The organism is Streptomyces sp. SL06 (genome assembly GCF_058244745.1).
Genome location: NZ_JBSYOT010000002.1, coordinates 3,352,176 through 3,374,610 on the forward strand (window position 1 = coordinate 3,352,176; position 22,435 = coordinate 3,374,610).

Annotated in this window: 18 protein-coding genes and 3 pseudogenes; 14 read left to right on the forward strand and 7 right to left on the reverse strand. The window is 68.1% G+C overall.

The window, feature by feature from the left end; all coding sequences use genetic code 11:
- Nucleotides 1–189: 189 nt before the first annotated feature.
- From AC4IHM_RS15260 to AC4IHM_RS15285, 6 genes are all read left to right on the forward strand, one after another.
- Nucleotides 190–1,812 (forward strand): TIGR02677 family protein, encoded by a 1,623-nt coding sequence (locus AC4IHM_RS15260; protein WP_490867576.1) that lies wholly within the window; start codon nucleotides 190–192, stop codon nucleotides 1,810–1,812.
- Nucleotides 1,809–3,134: a TIGR02678 family protein gene (locus AC4IHM_RS15265; protein WP_490867577.1), complete on the forward strand. Its 1,326-nt coding sequence runs from the start codon at nucleotides 1,809–1,811 to the stop codon at nucleotides 3,132–3,134. Before AC4IHM_RS15260 ends, AC4IHM_RS15265 begins: the two co-directional genes overlap by 4 nt.
- Nucleotides 3,131–7,369 carry a TIGR02680 family protein gene (locus AC4IHM_RS15270; RefSeq protein ID WP_490867578.1) on the forward strand — a complete coding sequence of 1,413 codons (4,239 nt, stop codon included), beginning with the start codon at nucleotides 3,131–3,133 and terminating at the stop codon, nucleotides 7,367–7,369. Before AC4IHM_RS15265 ends, AC4IHM_RS15270 begins: the two co-directional genes overlap by 4 nt.
- Nucleotides 7,366–8,646 (forward strand): TIGR02679 family protein, encoded by a 1,281-nt coding sequence (locus AC4IHM_RS15275; protein ID WP_490867579.1) that lies wholly within the window; start codon nucleotides 7,366–7,368, stop codon nucleotides 8,644–8,646. Before AC4IHM_RS15270 ends, AC4IHM_RS15275 begins: the two co-directional genes overlap by 4 nt.
- Nucleotides 8,647–9,129: 483 nt before the next feature.
- The gene (locus tag AC4IHM_RS15280; protein WP_490867580.1) at nucleotides 9,130–9,483 is read left to right on the forward strand and encodes a DUF4365 domain-containing protein; all 354 of its coding nucleotides are present in this window, start codon (nucleotides 9,130–9,132) and stop codon (nucleotides 9,481–9,483) included.
- A gap of 8 nt (nucleotides 9,484–9,491) precedes the next feature.
- Nucleotides 9,492–10,043, forward strand: a complete 552-nt coding sequence (locus tag AC4IHM_RS15285; RefSeq protein ID WP_490867581.1) for a hypothetical protein — start codon at nucleotides 9,492–9,494, stop codon at nucleotides 10,041–10,043.
- Here AC4IHM_RS15285 and AC4IHM_RS15290 read toward each other — a convergent pair.
- Nucleotides 10,040–10,973, reverse strand: a pseudogene (locus AC4IHM_RS15290) (IS5 family transposase). The gene AC4IHM_RS15285 and the pseudogene AC4IHM_RS15290 sit on opposite strands and share 4 nt — an antisense overlap.
- Here AC4IHM_RS15290 and AC4IHM_RS15295 point away from each other — a divergent pair.
- A pseudogene (locus AC4IHM_RS15295) lies at nucleotides 10,878–12,567 on the forward strand (relaxase/mobilization nuclease domain-containing protein). The pseudogenes AC4IHM_RS15290 and AC4IHM_RS15295 overlap by 96 nt on opposite strands.
- Nucleotides 12,568–12,617: 50 nt before the next feature.
- On the opposite strand, the gene AC4IHM_RS15300 reads toward AC4IHM_RS15295, so the two are convergent.
- The 3 genes and pseudogenes from AC4IHM_RS15300 to AC4IHM_RS15310 form a co-directional block, all read right to left on the reverse strand.
- Entirely contained in the window at nucleotides 12,618–13,307 is a 690-nt protein-coding gene (locus AC4IHM_RS15300) for a WbqC family protein (RefSeq protein WP_490867582.1), read from the reverse strand.
- A gap of 46 nt (nucleotides 13,308–13,353) precedes the next feature.
- Nucleotides 13,354–14,022, reverse strand: coding sequence for a YdcF family protein (locus tag AC4IHM_RS15305; protein WP_490867583.1), 669 nt, complete (start codon nucleotides 14,020–14,022; stop codon nucleotides 13,354–13,356).
- A pseudogene (locus tag AC4IHM_RS15310) lies at nucleotides 14,019–15,144 on the reverse strand (helix-turn-helix domain-containing protein). The gene AC4IHM_RS15305 and the pseudogene AC4IHM_RS15310 overlap by 4 nt, the downstream one beginning before the upstream one ends.
- Nucleotides 15,145–15,299: 155 nt before the next feature.
- Between AC4IHM_RS15310 and AC4IHM_RS15315 the strand changes: the two are divergent.
- The 5 genes from AC4IHM_RS15315 to AC4IHM_RS15335 all read left to right on the forward strand — a co-directional run bounded on the left by AC4IHM_RS15315 (nucleotide 15,300) and on the right by AC4IHM_RS15335 (nucleotide 18,506).
- Complete coding sequence (locus tag AC4IHM_RS15315) at nucleotides 15,300–15,728, forward strand: hypothetical protein (RefSeq protein WP_490867584.1); 429 nt, start codon at nucleotides 15,300–15,302, stop codon at nucleotides 15,726–15,728.
- A gap of 8 nt (nucleotides 15,729–15,736) precedes the next feature.
- Nucleotides 15,737–16,189 (forward strand): ATP-binding protein, encoded by a 453-nt coding sequence (locus AC4IHM_RS15320; protein WP_490867585.1) that lies wholly within the window; start codon nucleotides 15,737–15,739, stop codon nucleotides 16,187–16,189.
- A gap of 53 nt (nucleotides 16,190–16,242) precedes the next feature.
- Complete coding sequence (locus AC4IHM_RS15325; protein WP_490867586.1) at nucleotides 16,243–17,346, forward strand: radical SAM protein; 1,104 nt, start codon at nucleotides 16,243–16,245, stop codon at nucleotides 17,344–17,346.
- Nucleotides 17,343–17,555 carry a hypothetical protein gene (locus tag AC4IHM_RS15330; RefSeq protein WP_490867587.1) on the forward strand — a complete coding sequence of 71 codons (213 nt, stop codon included), beginning with the start codon at nucleotides 17,343–17,345 and terminating at the stop codon, nucleotides 17,553–17,555. The genes AC4IHM_RS15325 and AC4IHM_RS15330 overlap by 4 nt, the downstream gene beginning before the upstream one ends.
- A gap of 120 nt (nucleotides 17,556–17,675) precedes the next feature.
- On the forward strand, nucleotides 17,676–18,506 hold the full coding sequence (locus AC4IHM_RS15335) for a protein kinase family protein (RefSeq protein ID WP_490867588.1): 831 nt from the start codon (nucleotides 17,676–17,678) through the stop codon (nucleotides 18,504–18,506).
- On the opposite strand, the gene AC4IHM_RS15340 is transcribed toward AC4IHM_RS15335, so the two are convergent.
- Nucleotides 18,493–19,113: a hypothetical protein gene (locus AC4IHM_RS15340; RefSeq protein ID WP_490867589.1), complete on the reverse strand. Its 621-nt coding sequence runs from the start codon at nucleotides 19,111–19,113 to the stop codon at nucleotides 18,493–18,495. The two genes, AC4IHM_RS15335 and AC4IHM_RS15340, sit on opposite strands and share 14 nt — an antisense overlap.
- Nucleotides 19,114–19,240: 127 nt before the next feature.
- Here AC4IHM_RS15340 and AC4IHM_RS15345 point away from each other — a divergent pair, with 127 nt between their 5' ends.
- Nucleotides 19,241–19,648: a hypothetical protein gene (locus AC4IHM_RS15345; protein ID WP_490867590.1), complete on the forward strand. Its 408-nt coding sequence runs from the start codon at nucleotides 19,241–19,243 to the stop codon at nucleotides 19,646–19,648.
- 29 nt (nucleotides 19,649–19,677) lie between these two features.
- Here the strand turns inward: AC4IHM_RS15345 and AC4IHM_RS15350 are convergent, their stop codons facing one another.
- Nucleotides 19,678–20,859 carry a helix-turn-helix domain-containing protein gene (locus AC4IHM_RS15350; RefSeq protein ID WP_490867591.1) on the reverse strand — a complete coding sequence of 394 codons (1,182 nt, stop codon included), beginning with the start codon at nucleotides 20,857–20,859 and terminating at the stop codon, nucleotides 19,678–19,680.
- An 18-nt stretch (nucleotides 20,860–20,877) separates the two neighbouring features.
- A complete protein-coding gene (locus AC4IHM_RS15355) occupies nucleotides 20,878–21,687 on the reverse strand; it encodes a hypothetical protein (protein ID WP_490867592.1) in 810 nt (269 codons plus the stop codon).
- 289 nt (nucleotides 21,688–21,976) lie between these two features.
- Between AC4IHM_RS15355 and AC4IHM_RS15360 the strand changes: the two genes are divergently transcribed.
- Entirely contained in the window at nucleotides 21,977–22,381 is a 405-nt protein-coding gene (locus AC4IHM_RS15360; RefSeq protein WP_490867593.1) for a hypothetical protein, read from the forward strand.
- The last annotated feature ends 54 nt before the right edge of the window (nucleotides 22,382–22,435 follow it).

A 22,435-nucleotide genomic window follows, 5' to 3' on the forward strand; every position in this document is an offset into this window, starting at 1 on the left:
AACGTACCCCATTCTCCTGGAGGCCACTCAGCACAGAAACCGAAGGGCCCATTCAGGGTGAGCCGGGACGCCGGACGCCTACATGCCCCACACGCCGCTCCCGCGGGATTCGCCACAGGCCAGCACACGTCCGTGGCATTTTCGGCCACCCACCGGCGGCGCCCGTATGCGCCGCGTAACCTCACGGGCATGGGGGCATCAGCATCCGGTGCAGGTCAGGACGCCGACGAGGAGGCGCGGCGGCGGCTGAACGCGTACACGTACCTCAGCGCGCCCGAGCGGCTGGAGCACGTCGCGATCATGCGGGTCTTCTGCGGAACGCTGCTGGCGGATCTCGCCGTCCCGGACATCCTGGCGAAACTGCGTCAGGCCGGCGCTTCCGCCGCGGGACTCGACGCCGACACCCTCACGGCCCGACTGGAACAGCTGGTGCAGTGGGGGAACCTGCTGCGCAGCAGCCACACAGTGAACGCGTCCAGCATCAGCGAGTACCAGCGTTCCCGCTCGCGCTACCAGTTGTCGAAACTGGGCGAACGTATCCAGCGTGACGCCGACGGAGTCCTGGCCGAGGCCGACGCCGCCCGCGAGGTGAGCAACGAACTGTTGGCACTGGTCGAGCGCGGGCTGCGCGAGCTGGCCGGCCTCGTGACCGCGCCGGGCGGCATCGAGCCGCAGGACGGACTGGAGCGGATCAGCACGCTGTTCGTGCAGTTCACCGAGTTCGCAGACTCCATACGGGACTTCTACGCCTACCTCGGCCAGGTGCTGACCCGCTATGACCTCGACAGTGCCGAGTACCAGGGCTTCAAGGAGCTGCTCCTGGACTACGTCGAGGCGATCACGGACGACGTGGCGTTCCGCGCGCCCCGCATCTCGGGAGCACTGGACACCCTGTGGCCACACGTGCCGGCCCTGCTGGACCGGCTGGACACTCACGCCCAGGGCCTCGCCGGACTGTCTCCGCAGGACGGGAGCCGCACGGAGGTCCGAGTGCAGCGCAGCCGGGGCCGCGATCTCGCGGACTGGTACGGCCTGCGCGGCTGGTTCAGCAACACCGACGGCCAGGGCAGCCAGGTCGACCAGCTACGCGATGCCACTCTGCGCGCGTTGCAGTCGCTGCTCGCCAACGCCAAGCGAATGCTGCGGTCGGCCACCGGGGAGATGTCCCGGCGCAAGGATCTGCTGCGGTTGGCCCGCTGGTTCGACGAAGCGGCGCCGCGGGACGCACACGACATCGCCGTCGCCGCCTTCGGGCTGTACGGCGCCCGCCATCTGGGCATACCTCCGGCCGCCGACGAGGTGGTGCCCGCCTACACAAGCTGGTGGACCGGTCCGGTGGTCGAGGTGCCGGTGGCCCTGCGGGAAAGGGGCAGCCGCGCCCAGCGGGGCCGGGCCTCCGCGGTGGAGGACCACTCCGCGCAGAAGCAGCTGCTGAGGGAGGCCGCACGGCAGCGGGCAGCGGCCAGAGCAGCGGCGGCCGACGAACTGCGCAGTGCGTCCGGCCGGTTCGGCGAGGTACGCCTCACGTCAGCGGCGCTCGGCCTGCTCCTGGAGCTGCTGGCCACAGCGCTCGGAAACGCACAGCTCAGCACGCCCGTCAGCACGGGCGGAGAGAGGACGGCGGGGTTCGACCTCGACTCGGCCAGCAGTGAAGACGCCGAACTGCGTATTCGCCTCACCGTGCGCCGGACGGCGGGCACGCGAACGGTGCTGTACTCGGCCGACGGCGACCTGCTGCTGGACGACCTGGAGCTGGACATCGGTCGCACCTCTGCCGCGGTAGACGGCGCAGCGGAGGCGAGCGTGTCATGACCCTCCCCTCGGCTCACGACGTGGCCCTGGCAGCCGAGCGCCGCACCGCCGCCCGACTGCTGCTCGCCCACCCACTGGTCGCGTCGGATGGCCCTCACGCCGACCTCTTCCCGCTGATCCGCAGGCACGCCGACTGGCTGGGCAAACGGTTCCAGCAGGTGCTCGGCTACCGCCTGCTGGTCGACAGCTCCTACGCCCGGCTGTTCAAGGCGGGGCTGGGGGCGGGTTCGGGTCATCGGCTGGAGCGCTCCACCGGCACCCCGTTCACCCCACACACGTACGCCTGCCTCGCGCTGGCCCTGTCCGTGCTGGTGACGGCGCCCGAGCAGATGCTGCTGTCACACCTGGTCGCCGATATCAGGGCTGCCGCAGCCGACGCCGGGATTGAGCTGGAGGAAACGGGCCGGGCGGCCGGGAAGCGGACCCTGGTAGCGGCTCTGCGCCAGCTCGTCGACTGGGGCGTGCTCATCGAGACCGAGGGCCATGTGGCCGCGCTTGCGCAGGAGGCGGGCGGAGAAGCCCTGATCACGATAGATCGGGAGCTGGCACGCGTGGTTGTCGCCGGCCCGCTCTCCCAAGCACGGGACAGCGCCGACCTGGTCCGGCGGGCTGCGGACCCGGGCTTCGGCGGACCACGCACCTACGTGCGCCGGATGCTCGTCGAGACATCCGTCGTCCACCTCGACGAGCTGACGGACGCCGAGCGTGACTGGCTGCGCACCCGGCAGCGCCGGGAGGCCCAGGCTTTCTCCGAACTCCTTGGTCTGGAGATGGAGATCCGTGCCGAGGGCGTGGCGCTGGTGGACCCCGAGGAGGAGCTCACGGATCTGCACCTGCCGGGCACCGGGACCGTCGCACAGGCCGCGCTGCTGCTGGCGGAACGGCTCGTGGAACGGCTTCGGCCGCAGGAGCCGGGGCATCCGGCGACCGGCGGGACGCTCGTCATCGGGGTGGCCGTACCGGACGGCCTGGTGGACGAGGTGCTCGCCGAGCTCATCGCCGAGTACGGGCAGCGCAGCAACTGGCAACGCGGCTACCTGGAGGACCTTCCCTCCCTGCGAGAGGCCGTACTGGACCTGCTGGTCCGCATGCGGCTGATGGCCCGCGCGGGCCGGCTGCGCGCCGAGGGCGAAGGACTGCCGGAGGGTTACGTCGAAGAGGCGTCGGAAGGACGCACGGTGACCGATGTCCATGGCGCACGGCCCGGCGGCGACGGCTGGGTGCTGCTGGCCGCAGCGGCCCGCTACGCCACCCAAGTCACGGTGCGCCCGGCCACCGCAGCCGGCAAAGGCACGGACGTTCAAGAGGAGTTGCCGCTATGACCACCGACGCGCGTGGCCTCGTTCCGCTGCCGCGCTCCGGCCCCGCGACGGCCACCGGCGCGCGCTTCCGGCTGCACCGGGCGGGCATCCAGAACGTCTGGCAGTACGACGAGCAGGAGTTCTCCTTCGGCGACGGACGGCTGCTGCTGCGTGGCAAGAACGGCGCGGGCAAGTCCAAGGCCCTGGAGATGCTGCTCCCGTATCTTCTGGACGGCGACTCCCGGGCACTGGACGCGACAGGCACCGGCCGCACCACACTTGCCTGGCTGATGCTGGACGGGTTCGAGCAGACCAACCGTCTCGGGTATCTGTGGGTGGAGTTCCGGGGCACGGCCGACGACGGCGGTCAGCGCCACGTGACGCTCGGTGCCGCCATCCGCGCCTCGAAGTCGACGCAGAAGGCGCTGCCGACGTTCTTCGTCACCCCGCTGCGGATCGGCGAGGATCTGCACCTGGTCGAGGGCGGAAAGCCGCTACCAGTCGACCGGCTCAAGGAGATCGTCGGCTCCGACAACACGACCGACCGTGCGGTCCAGCACCGTGCGCGTGTGGCCCGGGAACTGTTCGGCATCACCGACGCGACGCGCTATCGCAACCTCACCCAGCTCCTTCACCGGCTGCGGCGCCCGACGGTCGGTGACCGTATCGAACACGGGGGCTTGGTCTCCCTGCTGAGCGAGACCCTGCCGGGGCTCGACGAGGACGTGGTCGAGAAGGTGGCCCGCAACCTCCACGACCTCGACGCCGTACGCGACGAACTCGGCCGCCTGGAACGCACCGACGCGGCCTTGCGCACGTTCCTCACCAGTTACCGCGGCTACCTGGCCGGGGTCCTGCACGCCTCCGCCCAGAGAGTGAGCCACGAACTGGGCGTCCTCGCTCAGCGGCGCCGGGCGGCCGGAGACGCCGCACAGCGGACGAGCGACCTGAGGACGCAGGAGAAGGAGTCGGAGGGCCGACTGGAGACCCTGCGCGACGAGGAACAGAACGCCCGGACCGACCTGGCCGCCCTACACGCCAGTCACGCCTACCGCAGCCTGCGCGAACTGTCGGAGCGCCGCGGCACGGTGGAGGCGCTGCACACCGCCGCCGTGGCCGCGTTCACCACCTTGCGCAACGCCCACGACGCGGAGGAGGGCTCGGCGGAGCGGCTGGCCGAAGGTGTCGAACACCTCGGAAGCCGACTGGCCGAGCTGGGAACCGAACATCGGGAGTTGCTGACACAGGCGGAAAAGGCCGGGCTTCCTACCGGCCATCTCGGCGAGGCGGTGGCTCTGCCGCGCACGGTTCTCGCCCAGGCCACCGAGACCGAACTGACGACTCCGGACGGGGAGACGCGTACCTTACGGCGCCGGTCGGTGGCCCGTGTGGACACGGTCACGGCGCAGGAAGGGCTGCGGTCCTGGCAGACCCAGTTGGAGGACGCCGAGGCGGTCGCGAGAAACCGGGCCCGGATGGCTCAGGAGGTAACCCGCCTCATCTCACGGGCGAACGAGGCCCGGGCCGGGGCAGCTCAGGCCGATGCCGAGCGGGAACGGCTGGAGGGCGAGGTGGAAGAGGCCGCCGGCCATGTCGAGGGCAGCCGCCAGAAGGTCGCCGAGGAGAGCGGCGCCTACTCCGGTCAAGTCGCCGAGTGGGCGGCGCGCACGCGGAATGCGCTGGGTGCCGACTGCCCGCCGCTTGACGCCGTCCAAGCCGTCGTCGGCCTCGAGACTTCTACCGATGCGCCGTTCGCGGACCGCACGCTGCCGCCCGATATCGACAGCCAGGCGTGGCTGACCGCTCAGGCCGCGTTGGAGCCGTACGGCGAGAAACTCACCGAACGCCGAGACGCCCTAGTGCTCGGCGTCAGCCGACTCGGCGAGGAACTCGACCGCCTGGCGGAGCAGAAGCGGGACTGGGAGCAACGTACCGACCCCGAGCCACCGGCCCCGCACCATCGCGCCGCCGCGAGAACGCCGGGTAGTGGAGCCCCTTTCTACCGGCTCGTGGACTTCGCGGACGACCAGGCTCCGGCCGACCGAGCCGGTCTGGAAGGGGCGCTGGAGGCGAGCGGAATCCTGGATGCGTGGGTGAGTGCGGACGGCGTCCTTCTCAATCCACGCACCCAGGACACCCTTCTCCAGCCGGGTCCCGTGCTATCCGACGGGCCGACTCTCGCCTCGGCCCTGCGCCCAGCCCCTGAACCGGATTGCGGCGTCACCTCCGAGCAGGTGGGGAGTCTCCTGGCCACCATCGCACTCGCATCGGCACAGGAGACCTCCGCGCACAACGCGGTCTTCTACGACGGCAGTTGGCGTCTGGGCGTACTCAGCGGTCGTCATGACAAGGACGCCACCGAGTACGTGGGGGCCGCCGTACGCGCCGAGACCCGGCGACGCATCCTCGCCGAGCTGGAGGAGCGGATCACGCATACGGAACAACGGCTGGCAGATGTCCGCAAGGAACTCGCCGTAGCCGATGCCATGCGTCGGGCTCTCACGCTCGCGGAACGGGATTTCCCCAGGGCACGGAATCTCGCGGACGCGTGGAGCAGGACTGAATCAGCCGAGCGGACCCTGCGCGACCTGACCGCCAAGGCGGCCCGGGCGGCGCGGCTGGCCGAGGAGACACGCGCTCTCGCGGTATCGGCGCGGACCGAGGCGGATGCCACCGCGACCGCCCACGACCTGCCCGGCGACCCCGCCTCCCTGGACCGTGTGCGCACCGCACTGGCTGGTCTGCTGAGCGGTATCGGACATTTGCGCAGGGCCGTCAGCGGCACGGGCGAGCGGCTCGGTACGAACCAGGCCGATGCCGACCGGTACGGACGCGCCCGCGAGGATCGCCTGGCCGCGGAAGAGAGCTACCGAGTCCACCTCACCGGCCTGCGCACCGCCGAGCAGGACCTGCGCACCCGCGAGGAGGCCATCGGGTCGTCCGAGGAGGAGATCCTCTCCCGCGAGCAGGAGACCAAGCAGCGCATCGCGAACGCCCTCCAAGCGCTCCCCGCCGCACAACGAGCTCGCGACGATTTCCACGACCTACGCGTACGCGCGGAAGAGGACGAAAAGCGCCTGCGCGGAAGCCTGGTGGATCAGGAGACCGCGGTCATCGACGTCGGCAGCGCTCTTCGCGGTGCTCTCAGCCGACCCGAGGTGGTGCGCGGCGCCGAGCTTGACCGGGCTTCGCTGCCCGAGTACGTGTCGGACGATCCCGGCACGGACGTCCGCAGCCGTCTGCGCGCACTGCGGGCCCTCGCCGAAGCCGTGGAACAGGCCCTCGGCCGCCCGAAGGGCGAGGTGTCGGACAGCACCCTGCTCAACCGCCACACCGATCTGCGCGACCAACTGGCCGGCGGATTCGACGCGCAGCTGGAGGAGCGCGACGGGATCAAGGTGTGCCGCCTGGTCGACGACCACGGGTCCCATGATGTCGCGGCCGTGGGCGAGCGAATCGCGGTTCGGGCCGCGGAGGCCCGGGGACGGCTCACCGAGCGCGAACGCGAGGTCTTCCAGCGGTTCCTGACCGGCGAGCTCGGCGACCACCTCTCGGCGCAGGTCATCACCGCGGCGAACCTAGTCGCCGCTCTCAACGACACCCTGCGGACCGTGCGCACCTCCCACGGCCTCGGTGTCGAGCTGCTGTGGAAGCTGGACGAGGACGTGGACGCGGATGTGCGCGCGGCCGTCGAGCTGCTGCGCAGTCCGTCGAGCCTCAGGACGCGCGACCAGACCGAGCAGCTGCGCGAGGTGCTGCAACGCCGAATCGAGGACGCCCGCCGTGCCGACCCGTCAGCCGGTTACGCCGTCCATCTGCGGACCGCGCTGGACTACCGCGACTGGTTCCGCTTCCACACCTTTGTGGTCGAGGACGCGGCTCCGGGCCGCCGTAGGAAACTGACCGGCCGGACCGGTCTCAGCCAGGGCGAACAACGGGTTCTCTCCTACCTCGTGCTCTTCGCCGCGGCAGCCGCCCACTTCACCAGCCTCGCCGAGTCGGCACCGCATGCACCACGCCTGATTCTCCTGGACGACGCCTTCGCGAAGGTCGACGAACCCACCCACGGCCGGCTGGGCCGTATCCTCGTCGACCTCGATCTCGACTTCGTCCTCACCAGCGAGCGGCTCATGGGCAACTGGTCCGAGGTTCCGTCCCTGCACATCTACGAGTGCCTCCGCGATCCCCACGTACGCGGGGTGGCCACCCTTCACTACACCTGGAACGGCCGACACCGGCGTCTGGTGTCCGTATGAGCGGGCTGCCCGCCGCGACGCGCGACTGGCTGGCGGGACCTGGACTCACCCGGCTCTGGCAGGGGGCACGCAAACGCCTGGAGAGCAACGGCGTACAGGCCATGGGTTCGCTCCGACTGACCGCGATGAACGCCCGGGAACGCAACGACCTGTCTCTCCTGCTGGGCAAACCCCTCACAGGTGCCGCCGTGACCATACGGCTCGACGTGCTCGACGCACGGCTACGCGCCTCGGCCGCCGGACTCGGCCTCAGACAGACCCTGGAGGAACTCGGCCCGCCACTCACCGACCGCCGTGCCGCCCGCGCGGACGTGGCGGCACGGCGGGAACAGGTGTGGTCGTCTCTTGCTTCGTCACTGGACGCCTCCCCACTCGCCGACCAGGAATGGCCCCGGCAGTGGTACGACCTGCTGCGCCGTTCCGGTGTTCCGAGAGGAGTGACGCCCGAAGCGGCGATATGGACACTCCAGCAGGCGGTCCAAGTCCTCACCGCTCTCCTCGGACCCGACGGACCTGAACGCAACGGCACACGCGGGCGAGGAGAACTCGCCGCCATGACGACCGGCTCCGCGCACGGCCTGGACGACGGCACCTGGCTCGCACGCCTCGTCCAACGCGGGGTCGCCCTCGCCCACGGCACCGAGTTCCCCGACGACGCGGCCGGCCGACGCGCTCTGTGGCGTCTGGTGTCCGTCACACCGGACGAGGTCTCCAGCACGGTGCTGACGTACGGACTGCGACCCGACGGCGAGGGCTGGCGGGAGCGTGCTCTGCGGGAGCGAGCCGACCATCACGCCGAAGTGCACGTCACACCACGCGACCTGCATGGCCTCCGGCTGCAGCTCCCCGCCGGAACGCTCATCCACATCTGTGAGAACCCGCGCGTGGTGGAAGCCGCGGCGGACGCGGCCTGCGTCCAGCCCCTGGTGTGCACCTCCGGCAGCGCGGCCACCGTGGTCTTCACTCTTCTCGACGCCCTCGCCGCCACGGGTTGCCGCTTCGCGTACCACGGCGACTTCGACTGGCCGGGGATCGCTCTGGCCAACCGGGTCATCCGCCGCTACGAAGCCCGGCCGTGGCGCATGGGCACCGCGGATTACGAGCACCTGGCCGCTCGCAGTCAGGCCGAGGGCATCCCTCAACTGGCCCTCGACGGCCAGCCGGTCGACGCGGACTGGGACCCGGATCTCGCCCCTGCCATGACCGCCCTCGGCGTCGCGCTCCATGAGGAGGCGACTCTCGACCTCCTGGTGGACGACCTGTCACGCCGGGCATAGGGACGCCGACGCCTCCGTGTCGGGTTCTGGGAGCCACCTGGGAGCCGACCCGCTCTCCAAGCCCCTTCCACACCACCCGAGACCGCCCCACCCCAACGCCCCGACCAGGCAAAACATCAAACCACCCGGTGTCGATCTTGGCGGAACCTCATTCGGGACGAAGAGGTCGTGGGTTCAAATCCCGCCACCCCGACAGTGAAGTACCAGGTCAGGGGCCTGATCCGCATTGCGGGTCAGGCCCTTCCTGCGTCTCCGGAGATCGTTTGGGAGAAACCTGGGAGAAGATCTTGGTCGGCTTCTCCCCGACGGTCCTGCATCTCGAAGCCCGCGACCAGCAGCCATCACGCGGCTGACCCTGTGCACTCGTCAATCGGCGTCCATAGTGCCCGGCGGCTGAAGCGGCCAGAGACGGGCCGCCGACGCGCTATTCCCTCGCCCCTCCGATCGCACTTATCCTCGCGATCACGCAACCAGGGGGTGGGCATGGCTGCTGAGGCAACGAGCTGGCAGAAGGAACAAGTCAGTCGCGCGTACGTGCATGCCTTAGCAACGCAAGGTGGATACACGATCTGCGACTGGAACGTGGACAAAGACGGGGTCGACGTCACGCTCCGCTCGCGCGGCCTCATGGTCGATATCCAGCTCAAGTGCACGCAGAACCCACGCACCATCAGAAGCGGCTACAGCTTCGACCTGGACATCGAGACCTACGACAAGTTGCGTGACCCAGAGCGCTCAGCACCTGGTCACAGGCACGCTCGCCCGAGGACATCTACTCACCCCGGCAGAATCACATCGACGTTCAGATCGAGGAGACTCTCTTTGACCGCCGGGTGACGGCCACGATGTCTCGCGCGCTCGGCGTGCTGGAAGAAATGGCAGGCGCCGAACACGCGCCCACCGCAAGCGAGATCAACGACTCCATCGGTGAAGGAGTCTCCTACGAGCTATGCCAGGCTCTCGCCAAGGTCGTGAATACAGAGTCCGTCAACGCGCTCGACGTTGCTTTCAACTGGTCCCGCGTGGCTGCGCCACCTCCGGGTACGCCAGCACATGTTGAGTTCAACCGCGATGCGATCGAGATCGTGGACTTGGTGTCCGAACAGCTGAAGACCAAGGTCTACACGCGAGAGCACCTGATCTACGGCGTGGTCACAGACCTCAGTCGCCACCCCGATGACGACACCGGCCGAGTCGGAGTCCAGACGCTCATCCAGCGCCGCAGCCGCACGGTATGGATGGACCTTGCCGACAGGGACTATCACGCAGCCGTGCACTGTCACGATGCCGGAATACCGGTGCGCGTGAGCGGCACGCTGACCAGCCCACCCGGTGGACTCGCCCGCATGGTCGTCACTGCCTTCGGCCCTGACCCCTCGCTGGGAGCAGACGACTAGGTCGTTTCTGATGGCTCTTGGACGGTGTCGGGGAGCCAGATGACGATCGCGGTCACGGTGAGGGTGCCGTTGAAGATGTAGTCGCGCTTGTCATACCTCGTGGCCACGGCTCGGAACTGTTTCCACTTGTTCACGCACCGCTCGACTGCGTTGCGGCGGCGGTACTGGGCCTTGTCGAAGGCCGGGGGCCGGCCACCGGCTCGTCCCCGGCGTGCGCGGTGGGCCCGCTGGTCGTCGGGCTGAGCGATGGTGGCCTTGATTCCGCGCCGCCGCAGGTAGGCGCGGTTGTCGCGGCTTGAGTACGCCTTGTCGCCGCGCACCCGGTCCGGCCGGCTGCGCGGGCGGCCGGGACCGCGGCGCCGGATGCGCAAGCCGTCCAGCACCGGGGCGAACACCGGGCTGTCCCCCCGCTGACCGGGCGAGGCCAGCCAGTGCAGCGGGCGGGCCCGGTCGTCGGAGAGCAGATGGACCTTGCTGGTCAGCCCGCCCCGCGAGCGCCCCAGCACCTCGCGCCCATCTGCCTCCTCACGCACCCCGCTCCCTTTTGCTGATGGTCGGCCGGAGGCTTGCGGGGCGCCCCGGCCGCATGCTGATGCGCACGGCAGGACGTTGAATCGATGTTCACGGCCCACTCCTGGCGGGTGAGCGCCACGTCCGGATCGCCGGCGTCCGCCTCGATCTGCAACTCATCGAGGACGGCCTGCCAGGTGCCGTCGGCCGACCAGCGGCGATGACGCTCGTAGACGGTCTGCCAGGGCCCGTACCGCTCCGGCAGGTCAGGCCAGGGCGCACCCCGGTCCGGGCCCGGAACAGCACCCCGTTGATCACCCTGCGATGATCCGCCCACTGCCCACCCGGCCTGCCGTTGCCCGGCAGGAGGGATTCGATCATCTGCCACTGCGCGTCCGTGAGCTCGTGTCGCCGCACCATATGGGCGTCCTGCCCGGCCAGCCACGAGATCCACCCAGCTCACCAAGAGCCATCAGAAACGGCCTAGTCGCGGACCTCAACCTGCACGTCAAGCAGGCCGACAGGCTCGGCCGCGCCCCCGAGAAGCACGTATGGCACTGCTCGGTCCGCGCCGCCGAGACCGACCGGACCCTGAGTGACGAGGAGTGGGCGGACATCGCCCGCCGTATCGTCGCCGCCACCGGCATCGCCCCCGACGGTGATCCGGACGGCTGCCGCTGGGTCGCCGTCCGCCACGCGCCGGACCATATCCACATCGCCGCCACCAAGGTACGGGCCGACCTGCGCACCGCACGCCACTGGAACGACTACCTCCTTGCCGACCGCGAACTCGCCGCCATCGAGACGGAATACGACCTCTTCCAGGTCGTACGCGGCGACCGCACCGCAGCCAAACGACCCACCCGCGCCGAGCAGGAGAAGGCCAAGCGCGCCGGCCAGGCCCGCACCGCCCGCGAACGCCTGCGCACCACGGTGCGTACCGCCGTGGCCGCCGCAACCAGCACTGAGGAGTTCATCAGCCTGCTCCAGCACACCGACCACATCATGGTCGACGTCAAGCAGTTCCCGTCCGGCGACGTACGCGGCCACACCGTCGCTCTCAAAGGCGACACCAACGCCCAGCAGGAACCGATCTGGTACTCCGGCTCCGCCCTAGCCCCCGGACCTGTCCCTCCCCAAGATCCGAAAGCGCCTCGACGCCACCGAACCACAGAACAGCCCCCGCATCACCAACTCATGGCACCAGGCCACCGCCGCTACGGAACGCATCCCCCACCGCCTCGCACACGCTGAGGACGCGGCAGCCCAGGCCCACCTGACCGCCTTCGGCGAAGCCCTCGACGCCTTGTCCCTCCGCGCACCCCAGACCATTCGCCCCCAGCTGAGGCAGGCGGCCGAGGCATTCGAACGCGCCACCCGCTCCCGCGTCCAAGCCGAGCACCAGCACGCCCGCGCCCTACGCGGCGCCGTGCGCTCCATGATCCGCGAACCCGCCCCCAAGGACGGCGCCCTGTTGGCGATGTTCCTCGACGCCGCGATCCTCGTCGTCATCGCCGCCGCCCGCTGGCACCAGCTCCGCCACCACGACCAGCAGGTGGCGGCAGCCCATCAGACCCTCATCCACCTGCAAGCCGCCTACGAGCACACAGCCGTCGCACCACTGACCGCACTCGCCCAGCGCCGGCCACCCCAGCAAGTGGTGCAGCGCCACATCCTCCTCATCCACCAGATCATGCCGGACCATGCCAAGCAGGTGGCCGAAGACCCATCCTTCGACGCACTCACGGCCGCGCTCGCGGCCGCCGAGAAGGCCGGACACGATCCGAAGAAACTGCTCCAACAGGCCACCGACGAACGGGCACTCCACGACGCCCGAAACCCCGCACGGGTGCTGACCTGGCGCGTCGAGCGACTCAGCGCCAGGTCGGTTCCGAGTGAGCGTGCACGTGTGGCACGGATACGGAGTGCGATGCGGTGGTCGGTCGCGCCGGTCCGACCGACAACGGTTGCGCCGACCTCCCAGCCGCAGCCTCCACAGGCACGTCGACGTTGACTCCACCCGCTTCGTGTCGGTCACACCCGCTTCCGTACCCGAAGCGGGTGTCAGGCCGCGCTCCCCAGCGCATCGTGGGCGAACGCGAGAGCCCGGAACCGGGCTCCCACAGCGTCGGGGCCGCGGAAGGCCAACGCCCGCAGAGCACTGACCTGTCGCCCCGAGGCCCACAGACCAGTGGCCGGCGAGAGAAACGGGACGACGGCTACGCCCAGCTCGGTGAAGGGGGCATGGTCCAGGTAGGTCATGCCGCCGGTACCGCACAGATACGCGCGTGCGCCAGTGGCGTCGGCCAGGTCGGCCAGCCGCTCGGACCGACCCGTGCGTGCAGGCAGGGCGCTGCTGGTGAAGATCTGCCCCCGCCAGCCGAGCAGTTCGAGCAGGGCGCGAGTCGAGGCCGTGGCGACCGGCGCGACCCTTCCTGTGTCGAATGCATTCCAGACCGGCTGAAGGGCACGGTCGAGTGCGGGCCAGTGAGGACTGATCCCGTACTGCTGGCGCAGGATCGATGAGGCTCTACGTCGGGCCGCGGCAGGGTTGGCGATCAGGGTGTCTCTGATGAGGGTGGCGCGCCCGGAGGGGCGGTGGGTGGGGATGGTCAGCCACCGGTTCGGGCCGAGGCCGTCGAGTGTGGCGATGCGGGCGCGGTGCTGGTAGTCGCGGCGGGCGAACTGCACGTCGTCCAGGACGATCCAGTGGTCCGCCGCGAACAACTTGGCCAGCGTGGTCAGCCGGGGCATGAAGTTGGGCTGGTGGATGGCGCACAGGCTGCCCGGGGAGGAGAGTTCAGGAAGCGATGAGGCGGCTGGTGAAACCGGCGTGGATGAGGGATTCGTACGCAGCATGCACGTCCTCCGGGACCTCCTGCTCGATGGCGAACCCGAGCTTCGGATAGTCGATCACCCGCTGGAGGTCGCCGACGAGCATGTCCACCACGAGCTTCTCGTCGCCGATGGACTTGAGGTAGTCGTCGAACTCCAGGGTTTCCGAGGCGCACACCATCTCGGCCTCGGGCCACAGCTTGCGGGCGGTGGCGTACGACCGCCGTTCCATGTAGGGCTTGGAGACCAGCAGCACCTTCTCCGGGGTGATGCCGGCGTCGGCCAGGACCTCGCGGGCGAGGGTGATGTTCTGCCCGGTGTTCGCGGCGTGGGGCTCCAGAAGAATCGCGGAGGCGGGGACGCCGAGGTCGATGGCGTGCTCGCGGAAGTGGACCGCTTCGCCGCGTGGGAAGACCTTGGCGGTGGTCGGGCTGTTGCCGCCGGTGAAGACCAGCGTGGGGAAGAGACCCGCGTGGTACAGCTCGGCGGCGCGCGTGGCCACCCCCAGATCGTGGCTGCCCAGGCCGATCGCCACGTCCACGGGGTGGGCCTGGTGGTGCATCTGGTGGTAGTCCCAGATCGCCTTGGCCTGGTGCCACTGGTCTTCGCTGATGGCCTGCTGGTTGTCACTCACGCGTTCGTCTCCCTGATCACCGTCGGCGAGGCCCCGGGTGGCCCCTCACTGCTGGCCTTGACGCTCTCGATACTGCGCATCTGGTGTACGAGGCCGTACTGCGCGGCCATCCGAGCGGCCTGGCCGAGAACGCGTAGCCCATCATCGCGGGTCGCCGCGTCGGACAGCAGGATGTGGCCGTGAGCGGTGTCCAGTCGTACGCGTTGCATCGGTGAGTCGGTGCTCCCGCTGCTTCGGGCGATGTCGATGAAGTGCAGGGCCTGGGTGAGGTCTCCGACGCCCCGGCGGGCCAGGGCGAGCTTCTGATGGGCCACCGACCAGTCGTCGGGTTCGGTGAGGTCTTCGAATGCACGGGTCGCGGCCTGCATCACGCGGGTCGCATAGTCGTGGTTGCCGTCCTTGCTGAGTGCGGTGCCCACCCACAGGCGGGCTCTGGCCCGGTCACGGCGAGAGAGCCTGTCGTCGACGGCGAGCGTCCCGTACGTACGGGCCGAACGTCTCCAGGTCACCGGACATCTCCGCGACGACCGCGAGGGACAGATCGAGCTGGGCGACACGGCGGGGAATGTCGAGCTGGGTGAAGATCGAGCGCGCGCCCGCGTAGGAGTGGCGTGCGGACAGTGGTCCGAGCACGGCGCCCTGATCGCGCTTGAGGTCTCCGAGTAACGCGGTGGAGCGGGCGTAGAGGTACAGGCCCTTGTCGTCGAGTTCGGCGGCCGTGAAACGGTTGAGCCATCGGCCCAGCAGGCTGTCGGCGAAGGTGAAGTTCTGCCGGGACAAGGCGACGACGGCACGGTCCAGGTCGTCGGTCCACGACTCGTACTCCCAGGCTCTGGGCCCGGCAGCCGTCACCCGGCGTCCGGCTGCCACCTGCCCGGGGCCGGCCATCTCCGACAGAAGCGTTTCGAAGCGCAGGTGCACAGAGGCATCGGCGCGACCGAGCGCGGTGTCGAGAATGGCCTGCGTGTCGGGGCGGGGCTCGGTCGCGGACCGGAGCTTTTCCCACTTCGAGATGGTCGCGACGGCGAGACCGAGGCGCTCGGCGAAAGCCCGCACACTCAGGCGTAGGGCGAGCCGTAACGCTCTGGCCTCCAGGCCGGTCCAATGGTGCACGGTCGCCACGCGTCGCTCCCTTCCACCAGCCATGGAAGCAGAAGCGTGCGGCCGGTGGGGCGGAAGTGGAGCGCAAGTGGAACAGCCGGTGATTCCCTGCGCGTTGGGGTACGGCGACGCTCAAGGGGTCACTCTTTCGCCGAGTCCCTTGGACGGTCACCAGCATGGAACTCCTTACCGAGCACCGCCCGGTCAACGGGCCCGTCGTCTACGGCTTCCTGCGGCTGGTCGGCGTCTCCGTAGCCCGTCAAACGGCGTTACGGGCGTCTCTGACGGAGTACTGCCGGATCCATGAGCTGCAGCTCTCCGGCGTCTTCAAGGACAGGCGCGCGACGACCGACCCGACTTCCACCGCCTTCACCGGTCTGCTGGACGCGCTGGCCCTTCCCGACGTTTACGGCGTCATCGCCCCCGCCCTGTCCCACCTGGGGCCGAAGCACCTCGCCGCCGAACGCACGCGCCGTATCGAGGCCACCGGCGCCCGCCTGCTGCTGGCCCGCCACCCCCGCATCGGACCCGTCCACGTACCTCGCCACCAGATCGCCCACCGCCGCTTCCCCGCACCACTTCGCCCCCTGAGCACGGAGTCATGAGGCACCCCATGCCCGAGTCGCTTCAGCAGTTCTTCGACGCTCGACACCAGTCCGTCCGCAAGGCAAGGGAGTTCGCCACCCGGGCGCTGGACGGCTGGGGCCTGACGAGCCGCACCGAGGACATCCGCCTGTGCGTCTCCGAACTCGCCACGAACGCCGTCGTCCACGGCACCACCCGCGGGCACGGCTTCCTCGTCCGGCTCGACATCGACGACAACTGCGTACGCCTGGAAGTGCACGACAGCCGTCGCCAGCAGCCTGTCGTACGCGAGCCGGCTGTCACAGACATCTCCGGGAGGGGCCTGATGTTGGTGGCCGCGCTCTCCGACGAGTGGGGAGTGAAGGACCGTACCCCGCTCGGAAAGGTCATCTGGTCCTGCTTCAAGACCGCGGGCGACGAAGCAACCCCGATCAGCCCTTCCGGCTCAGGCCGCGACGACCGCCCTGTGGAGGTCCGATGACCGCAACCGACACACCGGATCGGGCTGCGCCTGCCGCATCAAGCACGCGTCTCGTGGCCAGCCCGTTCCTCGCCCAGCACCTCCTTCTTCAGCCAGGCCGTACGGTCGGTGTGCGCATTCCTGGGATCCGCTACGAGGAGCTGCGCGCCGCGAGCCACGAGGGAGACCCCCTGCCTGCCTGGCTTGCCGATGCCGCGCGGCAGGCGTGGGGCATCGAACTGCCTGACGGGCCGGTCGGCGATTTCGTCCTCGTCCGCGAGCGATCGCCGTACGGGTACGCGAAGGCATCCTGGGAGATCAACCTCGGCTGCGACTACGACTGCGAGTTCTGCTACCTCGGCGAGAAGCGCTTCGAGGGCCTGGACTGGGCGGGCAAACGGCAGCTCCTGCGGACGATGCGCGACGCGGGCGTGCTCTGGCTGCAGATCACGGGCGGCGAGGCACTGATCGACCGCGAGTTCGGCGCGGCATACGAGTACGCCCACCAGCTCGGGATGATGGTGCAGGTCTCCTCGAACGGCTCGTCCCTGCGCAAGCCGCCGATCCGCGGGCTGTTCGCACGCCGTCGCCCCTACCGGCTCACCCTCAGCGTCTACGGCGCGACCGCGGGTACGTACGACAAGGTCACCCGCAACCGCGGCGCGTTCGGCCGGTTCATCCAGGGGCTGGACGCGGCCCACCAGGACCGGCTGCCGGTCCGGCTGAACGTGATCGTGTCGGACGACAACGCTCACGAACTCGACGCGATGGTGACTCTGTGCGCGCGCTACGGCTTCCCGCACCAGGTCTTCACGAACATGTCGCCGACGATCGACGGCGAGGCGAACCCGCTGGCGGCGCAGGCCGAGGGCCACATCAAGGCCCGGAGCGTCTTCACCGGCTGCAATGCCGGCCGGACGTTCTTCCACGTCAACCCACACGGCATCGCATCCGTTTGCAAGGTCGGCCGCGACCCGAGCGTGAACCTCGTGACCGAGGGCGTCGCCGCCCTCACCCGGCTCGGCGCCATCGCCGAGTCCCTACAGCTCCGCACCGGTGGATGCTCCGGCTGCACGAAGGTCGGCACCTGCCGTACCTGTCGGCCGCTGGCCAAGCTCTACCAGGAGGCGGGGGACCGACGAGAGCTCTACTGCCAACACGGAGGCTACGGATCATGACCCCACCCACCACAACCGTCACCCCGCCGCGCGAACCGGTGCTGCTCACCGTCGGACGGCGCCCCACCGATGGTGCAACCGGCACCCTGCCCGTGCCACTGTCGGCCGGGGCCATCCGCGACGACGAGGTCCAGATCATCACCGACCTGGACGAGGCCGCCGAGGGCGCCGAGTGCAGCTGCTCGGCCGGCGACGACCAGCCGTACTAGATACACCGCAGGCGGGCGCCGCACCGCTCGCGTACGCGCCCCATGAGTGCCGCCCCGGTCGTACCCTGGCCGGGGCGGCACTCCCTTGTCTCCGAGCCCCATGAGGAACCGCGCGTGTCCATGTCTCGCATTCCCTTCGATCAGCTCCCCGCCGACGTCCGCCAGGCTGTCACTGACAAGACCGGCCCCGTGCATCAGGCGGTGACCATGACCGGCGGCATGAACTCCGGTGTCGCCTCCGTCCTGGAGACCGAGAGCGGCAGCGTTTTCGTGAAGGGCATCGCGAGTGATCATTCGCAGGTCGCAGCACAGCGCCGCGAGGCGGAGATCGCCCCCCACCTGCCCACGTCCTGCCCCCGCCTGTACTGGCACCTGGAAGTCGGTGGATGGAGCCTTCTCGGATACGAGGTCCTCAGCGGTCGCCACGCCGACTACAGCCCCGGCTCCGCCGACTTGGAGCTCGTAGAAGCCGCGCTCACCGAACTGCAACGGATCACCGCTCCGGCCGACATCGAGATCAAGGACGCGGTGGACCGCTGGGCGGACTACGCTCCGCCCGGAACGCTCCAGCACTTCAGCGGCAACACCCTGCTGCACACCGACTTCGCACCGCACAACGTCCTGATCGCCGACGGGCGTGCCCGCCTCATCGACTGGGCGTGGCCAACGCGCGGTGCGGCGTGGATCGATCCAGGCGCGCTGGCGCTGAGGCTCATGGACGCCGGCCACCCGGCGGAGGACGCGATCGTGTTCGCAGGCCGCTTCCCGTCGTGGCGGAACACCGATCCGGAGGCACTGGGGGCATTCGGTTCCGCATCTGCGGCGCTGTGGCGGGAGATCGCCGAGGAGGATCCAACGCCGTGGAAGCAGGGGATGGCCAAGCGGGCCGCTGAGTTCAGGCTCGCACTCCGCAGAGGGTCCACGCCCGCCGTCGGATCTACCTCGTCTTAAACTCGATCTTTCCGGTACTCATACGGAAGTTCCCACTCGAGTACAGCGTGGGTCGGGCCTCAACGTGGTTGCCGCTGTACTTCTCCACATGCCGGATCTCCACACCGCCTGGAACATTGAAGTCGATCAGGGCAATGGCGACCCAGTAGGACAGGTTGCGATTGTTGAACAAGGGCACCGTCACCGTGGACCCGCGCCCATCCGTGACTACCACCTGAGCGCCGTACGACTTGAAAGAACCTGTTCCGTTCTCCACCGCGCTGTAAGCGCATAGCAGGACGTAGCCCTGGAGGTCTGGGCGACCGATGGTGATCGTCTCGCGACCCGGCACTTTGGAGTCGCCGTCCAGCGCGATGTAGGGGGGCGCTACTGACGATCCGAGTTGCCGGTAGTAAACGGCCTGGTCCGTCTTGACCGGGCGCTGCCCGGGTGGGGTGACCAGACTCCGGGGGACGTAGAGGGCGTAGAGGTCCAGGTCTGCCCCGGCCCTTCTTCGTGCTGCACTTCCGCCGTTCCACTCGAGAGTGGCTGTCACTACAAGGCTCGGGTCGTCCTTACGCATGTCGATGGTCGCCTGGCCGGCCTTGGTGAGGAGTACTTTGCCCAACGGCGCAGGGAGCCGGGCAGGTGTTGTCACCGGCCTCGGCGGCGACGCCCCAGGTGACAGCTGTCGGCTTCGCGCGGGTGTGACGGTTGGAGGGGTCGCTGCGGTAGGGCCCGGGTCATCTACAACGATGCCGAAGTCCGACGCAAACCCCGTTGTGGACCCCGCCAAGTTCGACTTCTACGCGATGGACTGCTACCGCCTGGTCGGCGAGGACAGGCTCGCCCGGACGCTTGCCGAGGAAGTCCTGCGAGTCGGCACAGACTTTGACGGACACGAACGCTCGCCCATGCGCAACGCGGAGGCTCGCGTCACGCTGGGCGTCGCGGCAGCACGGGAAGGCGACTTGGAACAGGCCCTGACAATGGGAAAGCGCGCTCTCGAAGGGGACCGTCAGTCAGTGCCATCGCTCATCATGACCAGCCGGGAGCTTGCAGCCGAGATGCGACGCCGCTACGCCACGGAGCCGGCCGCGCAGGACTACCTCAACCGGCTCCACTCACTGGCGCAAGCAAAGCCCGGCTTTCTGCCACAGTGAGGATCGACCGAAAAGGATCTAGCCCGGGGCTATTTCTTTTCCCGAAACAATGGAATCACTCCGGCATCGAGATGATCCCGATTTTCCATTGGTTGAGCCTCAAGGAATAGGTCTTCGCGCACTGGGACCCTAGCTGTGACAGTGCGGAAAAGTCCCGGCGTTACTCGGGCCTCCCTAGCCAAAGACATCTCACTCAACCCGACACCGGAAAGGATTTCCACAGCTCGCGGATACAAAGATGGCTGTTCCACGGCCGGCATTTCGCCAGGCTCCCGCCTCCGCCAACCCTTCGATGACAAGTAAGTGATCGCATTGCGGTAGGTTACGTCGCTCATGACACCGAGCGCCCTAGCGCGGTAAAGCAATGCTTGAAGGCTGACACCGTACGTTTCCTTCAGGGCTGCCAGGACTCTCCAATCTGCCTTACTGGGCAGAACATCCCTCAACTCATCTTCTGGCAGCAAGAGTTCAGCGGCAAATCGGTGAGCCTGATTCTCTACAATTTTGCTTCCCGGTTCAGCATCTACGTGCATCACCAGGTGCCCGAGTTCGTGAGAAACGTCAAACCGCTGACGATAGTAATCTTCCTTGGCCGGGTTCAATACTATTGTCGGCCGGTATCCGTCATCGAATGAGTAGGCGTCAACTGCCGCGGTCTGTGCGGGACTGAAGACGACCACGACACCATTGTTCTCCGCGAGGCGAACCAGGTGGCCGACTGGGCCGACCTTGATGTCCCAGTCCTTGCGCAGTAGTCTGGCCGCCTCTTCAGGCAGGGTGCTTGCTTCGTCGTCGATGTCAACGCTCAGCCTTGGGATGTTCGACTCAGGGAACTCGACATGCCGCTCAAGAACGGCACCGACATCCCCAGTGATCATCCCGTAGGCAAACGCTTGATCGCGCGCTAGCTGCGTTGTAGAACGCAGGGACCGAAAATGCGGAATCGTGTTGCCGACAGCAGGCTGATGGGGGCCGGGCAGAAAGAAACTCGGCTCCACACCAAGCGTTAGACACAACTGAGCAACCGTCGCCGGAGCAGGTCGCTTGGTGTTGTTTTCGTATGCCGCAACGGCAGTTGCGCTTTTGTCGATTTTCGCCGCAAGTGCGTTCTTTCGAAGACCGACCAACTGCCGTGCCAGCGTCAAGCGTTGTCCGTCAAAGAGGCGAGAGGCGTCACCCACCTGCACTTCGGTGCGGCGCGAGGATTCCATGACCATCCACTCGTTTCATTACTCGTCGTTCCCCTCCCGCGTCTCGCGGCGGAGACGAACAGGTGCATCCTGCACACCGGGCGCTCCGGGACGGGGGCGGGGAGAAGCAGGAATCGTTCCCGTACTGGGAGTTCCGAAGTCGGTAGCAAGTAGATCATGCTTCCAGTACCAAGCTTCCCCTCCCCCACGGTTCAAACGAGAGCGTCCTAGGTAAAGTTCTCGGACACCCACCTCAAGTTCCACACTGTGGGCGGCAATGAGCGACGTAAGGTCCAAGTCCTCCCCTTCCTCGCTCATCGCCTGAATGATGGAGGCAAGGGACGGGTCAAACTCATCGCCGAACGGGAGCATGGGGTGCGGGTCGACATACCCGTCGGGCTTGCCCTGCGCCGCAACCCGTCGCTTGGTGGGGCTCTTTCGAGGCCAAGGGATCCGGTTGCTCTCCCCGTAGACGAACGAGGCAAGGAGGATGCGCCACCTCCCGCACCGCCACCCTGGCGACTGATTGAGATCCGACCACGTGACCACGCCGGGAGCGATGATCGGCATCTTGCGGTACTCACCGGGAAACAAGCCGGCCGCCACGGCATCTAGACCCGCGCTCGCAGCCTCGGGTGCGTCCACGGCGTACTTGCCCGTGGAGAAGACCCTGTGCAGGCGATCACAGAAGAGCCTGTGGGCAGTCGTTCCGACCCAACCCTGATCATGACCCGTTTCGGGATCGTAGTCCTCCATCGTGCGCCTGTAAGCCGACGTATCAGCCCAGGCGAGGGCGGAGAGCACACCACTGGACCCAAGGTCCTCAAGCGCATCTTCCTGCTCGCTCATGGCACGAGACTATACACCTCAATCCAGTAATCCGCGCATGGAACTGAACCAGGAGAGAATCCTGGCGCTCTCTCGTGAACCGAACATATGAGCTATTCACGGGGCGAACTTACCGCGCGGAGCGATGCAGCGCCACAGATTCGCCCCAATGCATGGACAACCGGCCCCCGTTGACCTTTGGGTTCTCAGATGTTCACCCGCGCCGTCGGGCCCATGCCTCACGATGAGAAGCAAGCTGTCGCCTCTGGCCGACGCCTAGCAGGCCACCGCCACTTGAGAACGGAGTCTGATGATCCCGTCCGACGGAACGCACTATGTCCACTACGAGGCCAGCAAAGGTCAACCTGCCCGCGTGCTGCCTGTCATTGCCTGGGGCGACGACGGCGCTCCCCTCGTTCCCGGCAAAAAGGCACTCTGCAAGGCATACGAGCTGGGCGCCGTCGCGCGTATCAAACGGGATAGCCCGGCCGTTGTGGGAGCGGTGCACGGTGGCGGTTGGCTCATCGACTGCAAGGACAGCGAAGGTAACTCCTGGACTACGCCAATCCTGGCGTGGACCGTACACGCCGATGGCTCAGCCATCCCGATCACCTCGGACAGTGACGGTTTCACGACCGACGCAACAAGTGGCCTCGACAGCTACCGCGTCTACCACCCAGACGCTACGGACGTGCGGAGCCCAGCAGCGGAGTGATTGGCGTTCGGCTGGACGCTCCGCTGGGTCTGATGGGGGCCAAACGGGGGGCCA

Bases quoted from the DNA above. Each gene is read 5' to 3' on its own strand.
- AC4IHM_RS15260 (WP_490867576.1), top strand. From the start codon at position 190: ATGGGGGCATCAGCATCCGGTGCAGGTCAGGACGCCGACGAGGAGGCG.
- AC4IHM_RS15265 (WP_490867577.1), top strand. From the start codon at position 1,809: ATGACCCTCCCCTCGGCTCACGACGTGGCCCTGGCAGCCGAGCGCCGC.
- AC4IHM_RS15270 (WP_490867578.1), top strand. From the start codon at position 3,131: ATGACCACCGACGCGCGTGGCCTCGTTCCGCTGCCGCGCTCCGGCCCC.
- AC4IHM_RS15275 (WP_490867579.1), top strand. From the start codon at position 7,366: ATGAGCGGGCTGCCCGCCGCGACGCGCGACTGGCTGGCGGGACCTGGA.
- AC4IHM_RS15280 (WP_490867580.1), top strand. From the start codon at position 9,130: ATGGCTGCTGAGGCAACGAGCTGGCAGAAGGAACAAGTCAGTCGCGCG.
- AC4IHM_RS15285 (WP_490867581.1), top strand. From the start codon at position 9,492: ATGTCTCGCGCGCTCGGCGTGCTGGAAGAAATGGCAGGCGCCGAACAC.
- AC4IHM_RS15300 (WP_490867582.1), bottom strand. From the start codon at position 13,307: ATGCCCCGGCTGACCACGCTGGCCAAGTTGTTCGCGGCGGACCACTGG.
- AC4IHM_RS15315 (WP_490867584.1), top strand. From the start codon at position 15,300: ATGGAACTCCTTACCGAGCACCGCCCGGTCAACGGGCCCGTCGTCTAC.
- AC4IHM_RS15320 (WP_490867585.1), top strand. From the start codon at position 15,737: ATGCCCGAGTCGCTTCAGCAGTTCTTCGACGCTCGACACCAGTCCGTC.
- AC4IHM_RS15330 (WP_490867587.1), top strand. From the start codon at position 17,343: ATGACCCCACCCACCACAACCGTCACCCCGCCGCGCGAACCGGTGCTG.
- AC4IHM_RS15335 (WP_490867588.1), top strand. From the start codon at position 17,676: ATGTCTCGCATTCCCTTCGATCAGCTCCCCGCCGACGTCCGCCAGGCT.
- AC4IHM_RS15345 (WP_490867590.1), top strand. From the start codon at position 19,241: ATGCCGAAGTCCGACGCAAACCCCGTTGTGGACCCCGCCAAGTTCGAC.
- AC4IHM_RS15350 (WP_490867591.1), bottom strand. From the start codon at position 20,859: ATGGAATCCTCGCGCCGCACCGAAGTGCAGGTGGGTGACGCCTCTCGC.
- AC4IHM_RS15355 (WP_490867592.1), bottom strand. From the start codon at position 21,687: ATGAGCGAGCAGGAAGATGCGCTTGAGGACCTTGGGTCCAGTGGTGTG.
- AC4IHM_RS15360 (WP_490867593.1), top strand. From the start codon at position 21,977: ATGATCCCGTCCGACGGAACGCACTATGTCCACTACGAGGCCAGCAAA.